Below are 14055 nucleotides of genomic sequence, written 5' to 3' on the forward strand. Positions count from 1 at the left end.
AATATTTAACATTTAGAGATTTAAGTGATTGAGAGATTTTTGTTTGATGAATTACCTCTCAAAATCATCAAAACCCCAAAATCTTTTTTTTAGCTCCTACAAAATTACGACATTTGAGAATAAAACAAGTAATAACTTGGAAAATTATCCATCACGAACCAAGACTGCTGCCGACAGGTTTTTGACTTTGCTCAAGACCAGAGGCCCGTTGTCTGCTGCCGAACTGGCGGCCGAGCTGGGTATTACAGGGGAGGGAGCACGCCTGCAATTGCTGAAGTTAGCAGAAGAAGGACTGGTACATTCCGAAAGTACTTCCAAGGGAGTGGGCCGCCCTGTTTTAATATGGAGCCTCACCCAACTGGGCAACGCCCGTTTCCCGGATACACATACTGAACTTACTTTGCAACTTATTCAAACAATTAAGAATGTATTGGGTAAGGAAGCGCTCGATAATGTAGTTAACGCCCGCGAAAAAAATCAGCTGGAAAAATATAGCAGCGCACTGCAGGGAGTTACCGGCATTGAAAACAGACTGACCTCCTTCGCGGCCATCAGATCCGGAGAAGGTTACCTGGCAGAGTGGAAAAAAGAAGGGGATGCCTACTTGTTTATAGAAAACCACTGTCCCATCTGCTGCGCAGCTACGGAATGTGATAATATCTGCACCTCTGAAATGAGGACTTTCGTCAGCATACTGGGAGAGGATATGAATGTTACCCGCATGGAACATATCATCAACGGCGCCCGCCGTTGTGTTTATAAAATAGTACCTGTTTCGGCGGCTACCGCTATTTAACAATCCAATTTAATAAATTACGAATTACGAATTGCGAATTACGATCATTCGCAAAGATCTTCGCGAATAACCGTAATTCGCAATTCGTAATTTTCTATCTCTCTTACTTAAGAATCAATACCAGCGTACCTGATATGATCAGTAATGCACCTATTCCTGTTTTCCAGGTAATATCTTCATGCAGGAAAATAGCAGACAGAATAATAGTGAGCGCCACACTTAATTTATCCACCGGCGCTACCTGTGATACTTTTCCTATCTGCAACGCCCTGAAATAAAAGAGCCAGGAACAGCCGGTAGCCAGTCCGGAAAGCACCAGGAACAACAGACTGTGCCTGGAAATCGTCCCGAAACTTTTATACTCCCCCCTGGCAAATACGATAGCCCATACCATAATTAAAATGATAAATGTCCTGATAGCCGTAGCCAGATTAGAAGGAATGTCCGCTACACCTATCTTCGCGAAAATAGCTGTGAGCGCGGCAAAGCCGGCAGAGAGTAATGCATAGATCCACCACATAGCGTTGTATTTAATTAATGAAATTACGAATTACGAATTGCGGTTATTCGGGAAGATCTTCGGGTAGCATCGTAATTCGTAATTATTTTATTTTGTATCCTAATATCTTCAGACTTTTTTCTTCTCCATCCAATATGGCAATTTCCGGTAAATGTGCCCATTCTTTAAAACCCATATCAGTAAAGAGTTTCAGGCTGGGTATGTTGTGCGCAAAAATAAAGCCGAGCAGTGTTTGTATACCATATTGCGGACTTACATCTATGGCGTACTGTAATATTTTTTTGCCTAATCCTTTGCCACGGGCAGTTTCATCGAGATAGATACTTACTTCTACTGTGCCGTTATAGGCCGGCCGACCGTAAAAAGACTGAAAACTCATCCAGCCAACATTTGTTCCGTCGGCATCAATCATCCACAGCGGGCGGCGTTCTGCATTGTGTGCATGGAACCAGGCCAAACGGCTCTCTGTTGTTACCGGACTAGTATCGGCAGTAACCATCCTGCCAGCGATGGTGGTGTTATAGATGTCTACTATCCTTGGCAGGTCATTAATTTCAGCATGTCTGAATTGCAAATTCATTGTGTATGTAATAATTAATAAATGGTCTCTCTGTTATGTTCATGCCGCAAACGGCTGTATAATTGGGCATCTACGAATTTTCCTTTCTCAAAAAAAGCATCTCTTAAAAAACCTTCGTAGCTAAAGCCCAGCTGGACAAGGAGTTTGGAGGATGCTGTATTTTCCGGATCTACGAATGCTTCTATGCGGTTAAATTGTAATTCCTCGTAACCATATGCCAGCATTGCTGTTAGGGCTGCAGACATGATACCTTTACCCCAGTAAGCCGGTTCCAGGTCGTAACCTATTTCAGCTTTGAAATGTGTTTTGCTCCACCGGTGAAATCCACAGGTGCCAATTAATTCATCCCGTTCTGTAAGCGTAATGGCCCAGCGCATGCCTTCCTGGGTCTCCAGGCTTTCGCGGAAAAAAGAAATGATGTGAGTGGCTTCGCTGATATTGGAAAAGGAGTCTATGTCCATATACTTCGTTACCGCATCATTCGAAAAGTGCCTGAAGAGGGCGGCGGTATCTTTATCTTCGATAGGTCTTAGCACCAGTTCACCAGTGCTTAAAACGGGTACATGCATGATAAGGTTACCGGTTTAGGTTGAGGCAAAGCTAATTTATATTGGTAAATTGTTCTTATTGTAATTGATTTTAATCATCCTTTAATGCCAGTCCGTGTAAAACAGTACTATTTTTGCAAGGTCATTGCTTATAATTTTTCTTTATATGAAAATATTGGTTATTGAGGACGAAACCAAAGTGGGTGCCTTTATTAAAAGAGGATTGGAAGAACATCATCACCAGGTAGAAATACAGACTGAAGGCCCTGCCGGCCAGCAGGCAGCAATGGAGCAGGATTATGATCTGATCATTCTGGATATTATGTTACCGGGGATTAATGGGATTACTATCTGCAAAAACCTGCGTGCGCAGGAAATTCATACTCCTTTACTCATGCTGACGGCCCTGAATGCCACGCATGATATTGTAGATGGATTGAATGCCGGCGCAGATGATTATCTCGCTAAGCCTTTTCATTTCTCTGAGCTGGTAGCACGGGTGAATGCACTCTCCAGGCGAAAAAATCATTTCCGGCAGGAAAAAGCCATCCTCACGCTGGCAGACCTGCAATTAGATACCAACACCAAAACCGCCGCCAGAGAAGGACAGGAGATCACCCTCACCGCCAAAGAATACGCGTTGCTGGAACTGCTGCTTAAAAATACCGGCAAGGTATTATCACGTGCGCTCATCTCTGAAGCTGTATGGGGACTGGAGTTTGATACCGGTACCAATACCATTGATGTATATGTTAATTATCTCCGAAATAAAATAGAAAAGGGCTTTACAGGCGAAAAGCTGATCCATACCGTTGTTGGGATGGGCTATGTTATGAAAGTGAAAAGCTAGCTATTAGCAGTTAGCTATTAGTAGTTAGCATGTTTTGCTAAGAATAGATATATTTTAAATACACTAAAGGCTAAAAGCTAACAGCTAACAGCTATTATGAAGATCAGACACCGTTTATCTCTGCAGTTTACCCTGATTTCAGGTATTATTCTTACCGTTGTATTTGTACTGATTTACCTGTTATCCGCACAATATATTCAAAATAGCTTTTACAAGCTGCTGCAGATGCGTGCACTGGTAACTGCGCAGGTATACCTCGAGAAGGATGAGCTGACTAAAAAGAAGTTTCTTGAAATAGAAAAAAGTTACCGGGAACGTATTCCCGATGAATCCAGCAATATCTATGATCAGCGTAATCAGGCAGTTTTTATAGAGAAAACAAAGTACAACTGGCCGGTATCGCTCCTGGAAATCATCCGGAAGAAGGAGTTTTATCGCTTTGCTTTTGACGATGCAGCCGGATTGGGCATGTTCTATCCGGATAACCAGGGTGATTTTGTAGTGATTGTAACTGCCCGAAATACAACAGGGGTGCAGCAACTGCAATACCTCATGTGGATACTTATTGTAATGTTTTTTGTAGCGCTGCTGATCACCTTCCTTATGGGGCAATGGTATGCCAGTAGAGCATTACAGCCTATTAAGAGTATCAACAAACAGGTGAAGGATATCCGCTCCAACAACCTGCACCTGCGCGTACAGCATGGTCGTAATAAAGATGAAATAGACGAACTGGCTACCAACTTCAACGAGTTGCTGCAACACATGGAACAGGCATTTGATATGCAACGGTCCTTTGTTTCCAATGCATCACATGAATTGCGGACGCCGCTGACCACTATTATAGGGGAAATAGAAGTAACGCTGCAAAAAGACCGTACAAAAGAAGATTATGTTCAAACATTATGTACGGTGCTGGACGAATCTGAAAAGCTGAAGATCATTACTGATGGCCTGTTGCAGCTGACCCGGGTAGATGTGATCCTCACAGGTGCGAATACAGAAAATATACGACTGGATGAGTTGTTATGGGAGATACAGGAACACTGGCAGCAAAAAACACCCGCTTTAATTATCCAGGTACAAATGCTGGATATGCCACAGGATGCGGCACGGCTCTGTATCCGCGGTAATCGTTCTTTGTTGATGCTGGCGTTACATAATATTATCAGGAATGCTTTTAAATTTTCATATAACGAGGCCATTAGTTGCCGTCTTACCTACAGTAAGGCTGGTGTCATTCTTTCTGTAAGTGATAAGGGTATTGGCATAGCGCCTGCTGATCTGGAAAAAATATTTATGCCACTTTATCGTGCAGGCAATGCACATGCTTTCGAGGGCTATGGGATTGGTTTATCCATGTCTCAAAAAATATTACAGCTCCACAATGCAACCATTACAGTGAGTAGTGTGTTAGGCGAGGGGACAACGTTTAACATTTTTTTTACACCCGTTCATAAATTCTAATTTTGTTTTAACTTCATTCTAATATGTAGCTAATAGCCTATTGCCATCTTTGCAACGAAAATTAAGTTGTATGACGAATAGACTAATGTTACTTCCTTTTCTGGTACTGTTTGCCGCTTTATTCCGACTAACGGCATCGGCACAACGATTAGATACTTCTCCCATTTCTATGTCGCAGGACACGCTTCATCTTACCCTTGATAGCGCAGAAAATATGTTTTTAAGGCAAAACCTGTCGCTGTTAGCACAGCGGTATAATATTGATGCGCAAAAAGCGCTGATCATACAGGCACGGTTATACGCCAATCCAAACTTTACGGTAGAACATGGACTGTATAACACAGAAACGAAGAAGTTTTTCCCTGTTGGCAGTACCGGAGAAACATCTGCAGGATTATCACAATTAATTTACCTGGCCGGTAAACGTAATAAGCAGATAAAAATAGCAAAAGCCAACGCCAGGCTATCAGAATATGAATTCTATGATTTGTTGCGTACGCTGAAATTTACGCTACGCGATGATTTCTATAATATTTATTACCTGCAGCAATCTGCAAAAACCTATGAAGAGGAAATTCGTTCCCTGCAGGTAGTGGTGAATGCATTTGACGAACAAAAAGGAAAAGGTTATATCTCCGAAAAAGAAGCCATCAGGATCAAGGCACAGTTGTATAGTCTGAAAAGTGAGTATAAAGACCTGCTGGAACAGATAGAAGATCAGCAAAGTGAAATGAGACTGGTATTGCAGGTAAAACCGGTATACATAGATCCGCTGGTTAATACAGAGAGCGTGGCCTCCCTGAGCCCCATTAAATATCCGCTGGCAACACTGCTGGATTCTGCTTATAACCGCCGCAGCGACCTGATGATAGCGAGAGCCAATACTGATATCAGCAAACTGAATTATAACTATCAGAAAGCATTGGCTGTACCGGACATTACATTAAATGTGGCTTACGATCAGCAGGGGAGCTATATTAAAAACTACAATGCAGCAGGGCTGGGCATAGATCTTCCTGTATTCAACAGGAACCAGGGTAATATTAAATCAGCCAAAGCGATGATTGATTTTAATACTGCCACACAAAAAAGTGCAGAAGCTACAGTAGAAGAGCAGGTATTCAGGGGAGTGCAAAAAACATTGGCAGCAGATAAACTTTATCAAAATATTGATGCTTCTTTCTCTAAAGATTTCCAGCGATTAATGCATGAAGTATTGATCAACTATCAGAAAAGGAATATCACCATGTTGGATTTCCTTGATTTTTATGACTCTTATAAGCAGAATACACTGCAGTTAAACACGATCCAATACAGCCGTATCAAGGCCTTTGAAGAGCTCAATTTCGTTACGGGAACCAACTTTTTCAATTAAAGATAAATTTACAGATAGTATGCAAAATTTTATAAAGATAGGTTGCACAGGCAGTTTCATCTTTTTATTTGCCAGCACGGTTTTAATACAAAGCTGCGGTACACAACCAACTCAAAACGCTAACGAAAAGCAGAAGTACGTGATCCCGGATACGGTATTACACGCACTTAAAATAGATACTGTACAAAATAGCCCGCTGGTAAATGCCTTAACCCTTACCGGTAAAGTAACTGCGAACGACGATAATGTATCCAAAATTTTTCCGATGGTGAGCGGTAAGATCAAGGATATTAAAGTGATGCTGGGTGACTACGTAAATAAAGGCCAGACGCTGGCAGTGATGAGCAGCTCCGAGATGGCCGGCTTTGGCGCTGACCTGGTAAATGCAGAAGCAGGTGTAAAAGTGGCCAGGAAAAATATGGATGCCACACAGGATATGTATAACAGTGGTATCTCTTCACAGAAAGACCTGCTGTCGGCACAAACAGATTATCAGAAAGCACAATCAGAGCTAAATCGTGTTAACAAGGTGCTGAACATCAACGGTGGTAATACCGGTGGTGAATACATTATTAAAACACCTATCAGTGGTTTTGTAGTGGAAAAACTGGTAACCAATAACACCATGGTTCGCGCAGATAATTCCACTAACCTGTTTACCATCTCTGATCTGAAAAATGTTTGGATCATCGCCAATGTATATGAATCCAATATTGGTCAGGTACATCTGGGCGATAATGTGGAAGTTACTACGCTGTCTTATCCCGGAAAAGTATTTCACGGAAAAGTTGATAAAGTATTTAATGTACTGGACCCTACCAATAAGGTAATGAAAGTAAGGATCGTATTACAGAATGATGATTATGCACTTAAACCTGAAATGTTTGCCAGTGTGCGGGTTGTATACAAAGACGGCCAGGAGGCACTCAGTATCCCTTCGCAGGCATTAATATTTGACCACAGTCAGTACTATGTATTGGTATATGCCAGTAAATCAGATGTGAAAATAACGCCAGTCAAGGTGATTAGTGCTATCGGGGACAGAACATATATTTCCGCAGGTATAAATGCGGGTGATAAGATCATTGCTTCACAGGCCATCCTGATTTACGATGCATTGAATAATTAAGTGAAAGTTGCTAACAATCATCAGTACAATTATTTTTTTAGATGAATAAAATTCTCAAACAAATCATTGGCTTTTCGCTGAAGAATAAATATTTCATTTTCTTCGCTACCTTTTTATTGCTGGTGTCGGGCATCATCTGTTTTAAGAATATGCCCATAGAAGCTTTTCCGGATGTAACCAACACGGAGATCAGTATCATCACACAGTGGCCTGGCAGAAGTGCGGAAGAGGTAGAAAAATTCGTGACGATTCCGATAGAAATAGCCATGAACCCGGTGCAGAAAAAGACCAGTCTGCGTTCTACCAGCATATTTGGATTATCATATGTAAAATTAATTTTTGATGATAAGGTCACAGATAATGAAGCCAGGATTCAGGTAAATAACTTACTGGCCAATGCCAGTCTGCCAGACGGTATCAACCCCTCTGTGCAGCCACCTACCGGCCCTACCGGTGAGATTTTCCGGTATACCCTGAGAAGTACTTTCCGGGATGTACGGGAACTGAAAACTACGCAGGACTGGGTCATTGATCGTCAGATCAGATCAGTACCAGGTGTGGCTGATGTGGTAAGTTTTGGTGGCATGGTGAAGACCTACGAAATACGTGTGGATCCGGGTAAACTGACCAATCTCGGTATAACCCCGCTGGACGTGTATTCTGCGGTGGGTAAGAGTAATATTAATATTGGTGGTGATGTTATCGTTAAAAATAACCAGGCATACGTGGTACGTGGTATCGGGTTATTGAATGATATCAATGAAATTAAAAACATCATTGTAACAAATGTAAACGGGATCCCGGTACTGGTAAAGGATGTTGCGAATGTAGAATTATCCAGTCTTCCAAGATTGGGGCATGTTGGCAGATCTGATGCAATAGTAGATTCCAGTGGCCGTCGTAGAGTAACAGATGAAGAAGACGTAGTGCAGGCAATTATCATTATGCGGAAAGGTGAAAACCCTACGGAAGTGGTACAGGCGGTAAAGGAGAAAATTAAGAAACTCAATACAAGTGTACTGCCTGCAGATACGAAGATAGTACCGTTCTACGACAGGGAAGACCTGATCCATTATGCCACAGATACTGTGATGCATAACCTTGTAGAAGGTATCTTACTGGTTACTTTGTTGGTATCCCTATTCATGTTCAACTGGCGTACTACGCTGATTGTTTCTATTATCATTCCACTTTCCCTGTTGTTTGCTTTTATCTGTCTGCGTATAATGGGCATGTCAGCTAACCTGTTGTCCTTAGGAGCGGTGGATTTTGGGATCATCATTGACGGTGCCGTGGTAATGGTGGAAGGGCTCTTTGTCGTCCTTGATCACCAGGCCAGGGATGTCGGGATGGAGCGCTTCAACAAGATGGCGAAAATGGGATTGATCAGAAAGCATGGCGCACAGCTGGCCAAGGCGATCTTCTTTGCTAAAGTAATTATCATCACCGGTCTGTTACCCATTTTTGCTTTCCAGAAAGTAGAAGGAAAAATGTTCTCTCCACTGGCATATACCCTCGGTTTTGCTTTGTTGGGTGCATTAATCACCACTTTAACACTGGTGCCGGTATTAATTAATCTGTTGCTCAGGAAAAATGTGCATGAAAAGCATAACCCGTTCCTGCATGTGCTTACCGGCTTTATGCTCGGATGGTTTGGCTTTACATTTAAGCACAGGAAAACAGCCGTTTTTACTTCCTTTATCATTATCGGTTTAGGTTTATATTCTTTTAAATTTTTGGGAACAGAATTCCTGCCGGAGCTGAATGAAGGTTCCATCTGGTTGAGGGTGCAGCTGCCGTATAGTGTTTCACTGGATAAATCAGTAGAAACCTCCAAAACGGTGCGGTCTATGCTGATGGCTTTCCCCCAGGTGAAAAATATAGTATCGCAAACAGGTCGTCCGGATGATGGAACCGATGTTGCAGGGTTCTATAATAATGAGTTTGATGTAATGCTGTATCCGCAGGATAGCTGGAAACCACATATTACCAAAGAAGAGCTGATAGACCAGATGAATGATAAACTTGCTGTTATTCCAGGCGCATCGCTCAACTTCTCCCAGCCTATCATGGATAATATTGAAGAAGCAGTGTCCGGGGTGAAAGGCTCTATTTGTGTGAAGATATTTGGTGATTCATTGAATTACATGGAGGATAAGGTTACACAGGTACATGACATCCTCAAAACGGTAAGAGGTATTGAGGATCTGGGTGTAATCAAGAATATTGGTCAGCCGGAACTGAACATTGACCTGGATCAGCAAAAGATGGCATTATATGGCGTAGCTACTGCAGATGCCAATGCGGTGATAGAAATGGCTATTGGTGGAAAGGCAGCTACTACCTTATATGAAGGGATCAGAAAATTTGATATCCGTTTGCGCTTCCCTGAAGAATACCGTAAAACGGAAGATGATATCGGCAACCTGATGGTACCCACACAAAGTGGCTCTAAAGTGCCGGTAAAAGAAATCGCCAGCATTGTAATGAAAACAGGCCCCTGCCTGATCTTCCGTGATGCAAACGAACGTTATTCTGCGGTGAAATTCTCCGTGCGTGGTCGTGATATGGGTAGCACCATTGCAGAGGCACAGTCGAAGGTAGACAAAGTGCTCAAGCTGAAAAGTGGTTATTCTATGGTATGGCAGGGCGACTTTGAAAATGAACAGAGAGCTACACAGCGCTTGCAGCAGGTGGTGCCTATCAGTTTGATATTAATATTCATTCTGTTGTTTGTGATGTTCGGTAATTTTATGGATGCGGCACTGGTATTTCTCAATGTACCGTTTGCCATTGTGGGGGGCTTACTGGCCTTGCATATTACCGGCACCAATTTCAGTATATCCGCAGGTATTGGTTTTATTGCCTTGTTTGGGATTTGTATACAGGACGGGGTGTTATTGATAACAGTCTTTAAGCAAAACCTGGAGAAGATGCGGGGACAAAACAGTTCTTTGTATACGGCCATCAAGCTGGGTGTTAATTCAAGGATACGACCGGTGATGATGACTGCTTTAATGGCTGCGATAGGACTCTTTCCTGCTGCTATTTCCCACGGTATTGGGTCAGAAAGTTCCAGGCCGTTGGCGAGGGTAGTGATAGGGGGTATTTTGTGTGCGATGATTTTCTCGCTGATAATATTCCCACTGATTTTTGGATGGGCTTACCGGAAATTTGATACAAAACATCCGGAATAAACGGATTACAGACACATATAAAAAAAGAGAAGGAGTATAACTCCTTCTCTTTTTTTATTTATGCAGATGTTTCGTCATTATCTTTCTTCTTCACTTTTTTTACTTTTACTTTCCCTTCATCTCCCAGTAATACGGCCCATGGTTTCATCTCATCTATATTCTCACATATAATTTTCATAATGGCAATAGTAGGAATAGCCAGGAACATACCAGGTATGCCCCATAACATATTGCCCAATACTACTCCTATAATGGTGATGAGTGCATTGATCTTTACTTTGGAACCAACGATACTGGGAAATAGTACGTTGCTGTCCAGCAAATGCACCAGGAACAGCGCAATGCCTGCCTGTAAAGCCTGTATAGGTTCGCCGGTAGCTAAAGTAACCAGTATAATAAGGATGGCGGCGGTTAATATACCAATATAAGGAATGATATTAAATATAGCGGCCATTACTCCGAGGAGGATCGCGTATTTGATACCGAGAATTAAAAAGAGCGTGGTATTAAGAATTGCTACTATTACCATTTCTATCATCAGGCCACCTACGTAACTCTTAATGATAGAGCGGGTGCTGCCAATTACATGCAATAGTTTTTCGCGGTGTTCTTCCCGGAAAACTTTTATGAGGAAAGTTACCAGCAGCTTGCGGTAAAAGAGTATGAAGAAAGCGTATAGAAATACGAAAACAATAAATACCAGCATAGAAGAGAGGGAAAGAAACGTTTGGCTGATAAAGCTCGTAGCTGTTCCCAATGTGCCCATAAGGGCTTTCTCCAGGTAATTTAACTGGGTGCTGGAATTAATATGAAATTTAGCATGCACCCACTCCTGTGTGGAGGAGATAGTTGTTAAGAGTCTTTTTTGCAGTTCCGGAAAATCGGATACGAAAGATTCCATTTGTTTTCCGAGTAGCAGCATAATCAGGACGATAGCTATGATAAATAGCAATACGCTCAAAATGGCGGCCACGCCCCGGGGGAAGTGCCATTTTTCCAAATGATGTACAACAGGTAAAAGCATAATTGCTATCAGCATGGCAAACATCAGCGGAATAATAATGCCACTACCGATGTGTGCAATGTATACGACAAGTATGATGGATAATAAGGTAAATGTGAGTCTTGCGTTAAACGGCAGTTTAAACTCATTCATAGATTTAGTGGTTTTACCAAAGATATTAAAAATCAGTTTGTATGACATTAGAATTTCTATTATATAGCTGCACCGTGTCTTTCCCAGGATTAGACTGATTATGCTGATTACCCTGATTTTAATTTTATGATTATAAAAAGATTAGCGGAGAGCAAAGCGTACAATACCCGCTCTGCTCTCCGCTAATCTTTTTATAATCATAAAAATAAAATCAGGGTAATCAGCATAATCAGTCTAATCCTGGGAAAGACAATCTCAGTAATGTTTTTTTAGCAGCGGTATAAAGATCTCGCAGTAGTTAGGTCCTGCAAGTGAGATGAAGAAATGATTACCACTCATTTTAAAGATTCCTTCTTTACAGTTCCTGCTAATAAAATTATACATAGGAATGCCTGCAGTAGCGAAATCCATGGGTACAGGCAGTTTAAGATAACTGCCACCCGGCACGCGTTTTTTCATCAGGTAAGAAAAATTATCCCGTAGTTGCTGATGTGCAGCAGTGGCTGTAACCGGAATGCTGATCCCCGCAAACATGGATAATTTTTCATAGTCGGTAACAGGTACAGAGTCCAGCGTGCCCGTGATGATCCTGCTTTGTGGGAGATCAAAGAGGGTCAGCATTTTACGGAACATCGTATAATAGTGGTTCATTTTAGCAATCATTTCACCGATAGGATTTTGTCCGCGGGAGATGAAAGAGTAATAAAGGATACTATCAGGAAGGGTTATTTTTTCACAACGTTCATAGTTAAAGAAGTTACCGAATATGTCGCTGCCGGCAGCCACAGTAATGGATTCTGTGATCTGAAGCGTTCTTTTTTCGTTAGGTAATACCAGTATGCGCCGGAAATCTTTCGGGCTTTCCTTAAAATGTTGTTTGAATGCCTTACTGAAAGCTGCTGTGGTAGCATAACCACACAGTTCACTGATTTCGCTGATGTTGTATCCGCTGTGCCGGAGCAGGCCAGCAGCGAGTTCCAGCCGGTGTCGTTTTACATAATGCCAGAAAGGTTCTCCCATGTAGTCATTAAAGTTGTGATAAAAATAGGAATAGGAGATTCCCAACCGCTCAGCTACGTCTTTGATGTGAAAAGGATCGCTTACATGATCATCGGCAAAACATAAACCTTGTAATGCGAAATTTTCTAACTGTTCTTTGGTGAGGATGGAGGATTTAAACATACAGTTTTTTAATGATTTTTCATGGGATCAGATACATGCTGGCAACTCTAAAACGGGCATTAACAACGTACACACAATTACCAATTTAATTTTTTTTATGATAAATATTCATACAATTTTGTAAATAAATTTATAATATTGGTTATCAATATAATACAGTTGTACATATAGTTTATTTTTAAATAATATATTATATGAATGAGGTAAAAACTGTATGTTTTTCTGTTTTTATTAAAAAAAAGCTAGAATGGACAAATGAATCTGGAACTGATTAAATAACTTTAAAACAGGAGACCATCAAACAAACTATTCCGGGAAATTATTCATCCAAAACATTCAACATATTTTGTCCTATTGATCCTGTTATGGGGTTGCGTTAGCCACAACACCATTGCTTAAACCGATGAATCACCATGTGAAGCTAAAGGGTATTGTTTACCATATTTTCTTTTATGATAGCACTCATCGTTTTATTATCACTGCTTTTGTGCGTTGGCTGGATGTTATTACTCCGGCACCGGAAAGCTTTGCAGGCGGCGAATATCAGGCTTTTGCAACAGGACCAGAGAGAGTCTTCCTTATTATTTCAGCTAAGTGAGCTGAATGAAAAATACCATGTAATGGAGGATAAACTGCAAAAAACGCAGTATGAATTGTATAAGGAAAAACATAAAACAAACAGCAAATTAAAATAACATCCACCTAATATTTGATCCCGCTCCTTCTTTCTCTTTTGCCAATATTTAATTAGGGTTGTTACCATGCAGGTAGTTTTTCAGATCACATCCAATGCATTGGATGCACAAAGGGCTATGTTAGGTCAGCTTCATCATCTTCTTCAGTATTTCGACAACAAACAAGCCCGTATAGCCGTTGAAGTAGTCGTGCATGGAGATGCCTGGCATTTATTACTGGCCACCGGAAACCCCTTCGCTGAAAAGGTGCAGTCACTGCAGGAAAGGTCCGTGCAATTCCTTATTTGCCGTAATACGATGAATGCTCATCAGCTGGAAGTCAATCAGCTCCTGCCTTCCATAGAAATAGTGCCGGCGGCAATAGCCCACCTGGTAGAGCGACAGGCGGCAGGATGGTCTTATATAAGATGTTAGTTTAATTGTTTATTAGTTAATTGCTTTATTAGTTTATTTTTACATTTTTATAGGCTGTTTTGGTGGGTCATAAAAACTTATGATGTCTCTAAACCAAATAAAAATCTTAGAAAGAACGTTAAATTGGTGCACGATCAAAAGGACTA

The 14055-nt window shown here is 41.4% G+C and carries 13 protein-coding genes; 8 read left to right on the top strand and 5 right to left on the bottom strand.

What is annotated here, in order from left to right:
* The first annotated feature begins 136 nt into the window (after nt 1-136).
* Nucleotides 137-796: a helix-turn-helix transcriptional regulator gene (locus CLV51_RS20000; protein WP_106529854.1), complete on the top strand. Its 660-nt coding sequence runs from the start codon at nt 137-139 to the stop codon at nt 794-796.
* 103 nt (nt 797-899) lie between these two features.
* Here CLV51_RS20000 and CLV51_RS20005 read toward each other — a convergent pair whose 3' ends face one another.
* From CLV51_RS20005 to CLV51_RS20015, 3 genes are all read right to left on the bottom strand, one after another.
* Complete coding sequence (locus tag CLV51_RS20005) at nt 900-1316, bottom strand: EamA family transporter (protein WP_106529855.1); 417 nt, start codon at nt 1314-1316, stop codon at nt 900-902.
* 82 nt (nt 1317-1398) lie between these two features.
* Entirely contained in the window at nt 1399-1896 is a 498-nt protein-coding gene (locus tag CLV51_RS20010; RefSeq protein WP_245898858.1) for a GNAT family N-acetyltransferase, read from the bottom strand.
* Nucleotides 1897-1910: 14 nt separating this feature from the next.
* On the bottom strand, nt 1911-2465 hold the full coding sequence (locus CLV51_RS20015; RefSeq protein WP_106529856.1) for a GNAT family N-acetyltransferase: 555 nt from the start codon (nt 2463-2465) through the stop codon (nt 1911-1913).
* Between the two features lie 145 nt (nt 2466-2610).
* On the opposite strand from CLV51_RS20015, the gene CLV51_RS20020 reads away from it, so the two are divergent.
* From CLV51_RS20020 to CLV51_RS20040, 5 genes are all read left to right on the top strand, one after another.
* Nucleotides 2611-3294 carry a response regulator transcription factor gene (locus CLV51_RS20020; protein WP_106529857.1) on the top strand — a complete coding sequence of 228 codons (684 nt, stop codon included), beginning with the start codon at nt 2611-2613 and terminating at the stop codon, nt 3292-3294.
* Between the two features lie 96 nt (nt 3295-3390).
* Nucleotides 3391-4761, top strand: a complete 1371-nt coding sequence (locus tag CLV51_RS20025; protein WP_106529858.1) for a sensor histidine kinase — start codon at nt 3391-3393, stop codon at nt 4759-4761.
* Between the two features lie 70 nt (nt 4762-4831).
* Nucleotides 4832-6136 carry a TolC family protein gene (locus CLV51_RS20030; protein WP_106529859.1) on the top strand — a complete coding sequence of 435 codons (1305 nt, stop codon included), beginning with the start codon at nt 4832-4834 and terminating at the stop codon, nt 6134-6136.
* 19 nt (nt 6137-6155) lie between these two features.
* Nucleotides 6156-7265 carry an efflux RND transporter periplasmic adaptor subunit gene (locus CLV51_RS20035; RefSeq protein WP_106529860.1) on the top strand — a complete coding sequence of 370 codons (1110 nt, stop codon included), beginning with the start codon at nt 6156-6158 and terminating at the stop codon, nt 7263-7265.
* A gap of 41 nt (nt 7266-7306) precedes the next feature.
* Nucleotides 7307-10462 carry an efflux RND transporter permease subunit gene (locus CLV51_RS20040; RefSeq protein WP_106529861.1) on the top strand — a complete coding sequence of 1052 codons (3156 nt, stop codon included), beginning with the start codon at nt 7307-7309 and terminating at the stop codon, nt 10460-10462.
* A 58-nt stretch (nt 10463-10520) separates the two neighbouring features.
* Here the strand turns inward: CLV51_RS20040 and CLV51_RS20045 are convergent, their stop codons facing one another.
* Together CLV51_RS20045 and CLV51_RS20050 are read right to left on the bottom strand one after the other, a co-directional pair.
* Nucleotides 10521-11666: an AI-2E family transporter gene (locus CLV51_RS20045; RefSeq protein WP_106529862.1), complete on the bottom strand. Its 1146-nt coding sequence runs from the start codon at nt 11664-11666 to the stop codon at nt 10521-10523.
* A 207-nt stretch (nt 11667-11873) separates the two neighbouring features.
* Nucleotides 11874-12800, bottom strand: coding sequence for a helix-turn-helix transcriptional regulator (locus CLV51_RS20050; RefSeq protein ID WP_106529863.1), 927 nt, complete (start codon nt 12798-12800; stop codon nt 11874-11876).
* 452 nt (nt 12801-13252) lie between these two features.
* Between CLV51_RS20050 and CLV51_RS20055 the strand changes: the two genes are divergently transcribed.
* Together CLV51_RS20055 and CLV51_RS20060 are read left to right on the top strand one after the other, a co-directional pair.
* Nucleotides 13253-13495, top strand: coding sequence for a hypothetical protein (locus CLV51_RS20055; RefSeq protein ID WP_146151328.1), 243 nt, complete (start codon nt 13253-13255; stop codon nt 13493-13495).
* Nucleotides 13496-13561: 66 nt separating this feature from the next.
* Nucleotides 13562-13909, top strand: coding sequence for a DsrE family protein (locus CLV51_RS20060; protein ID WP_106529865.1), 348 nt, complete (start codon nt 13562-13564; stop codon nt 13907-13909).
* Nucleotides 13910-14055: the final 146 nt, after the last annotated feature.

The sequence above is a fragment of the Chitinophaga niastensis genome, assembly GCF_003014755.1.
Lineage (GTDB): Bacteria > Bacteroidota > Bacteroidia > Chitinophagales > Chitinophagaceae > Chitinophaga > Chitinophaga niastensis.

Bases quoted from the DNA above. Each gene is read 5' to 3' on its own strand.
- CLV51_RS20005 (WP_106529855.1), bottom strand. From the start codon at position 1,316: ATGTGGTGGATCTATGCATTACTCTCTGCCGGCTTTGCCGCGCTCACA.
- CLV51_RS20010 (WP_245898858.1), bottom strand. From the start codon at position 1,896: ATGAATTTGCAATTCAGACATGCTGAAATTAATGACCTGCCAAGGATA.
- CLV51_RS20015 (WP_106529856.1), bottom strand. From the start codon at position 2,465: ATGCATGTACCCGTTTTAAGCACTGGTGAACTGGTGCTAAGACCTATC.
- CLV51_RS20020 (WP_106529857.1), top strand. From the start codon at position 2,611: ATGAAAATATTGGTTATTGAGGACGAAACCAAAGTGGGTGCCTTTATT.
- CLV51_RS20025 (WP_106529858.1), top strand. From the start codon at position 3,391: ATGAAGATCAGACACCGTTTATCTCTGCAGTTTACCCTGATTTCAGGT.
- CLV51_RS20030 (WP_106529859.1), top strand. From the start codon at position 4,832: ATGACGAATAGACTAATGTTACTTCCTTTTCTGGTACTGTTTGCCGCT.
- CLV51_RS20035 (WP_106529860.1), top strand. From the start codon at position 6,156: ATGCAAAATTTTATAAAGATAGGTTGCACAGGCAGTTTCATCTTTTTA.
- CLV51_RS20040 (WP_106529861.1), top strand. From the start codon at position 7,307: ATGAATAAAATTCTCAAACAAATCATTGGCTTTTCGCTGAAGAATAAA.
- CLV51_RS20045 (WP_106529862.1), bottom strand. From the start codon at position 11,666: ATGTCATACAAACTGATTTTTAATATCTTTGGTAAAACCACTAAATCT.
- CLV51_RS20050 (WP_106529863.1), bottom strand. From the start codon at position 12,800: ATGTTTAAATCCTCCATCCTCACCAAAGAACAGTTAGAAAATTTCGCA.
- CLV51_RS20055 (WP_146151328.1), top strand. From the start codon at position 13,253: ATGATAGCACTCATCGTTTTATTATCACTGCTTTTGTGCGTTGGCTGG.
- CLV51_RS20060 (WP_106529865.1), top strand. From the start codon at position 13,562: ATGCAGGTAGTTTTTCAGATCACATCCAATGCATTGGATGCACAAAGG.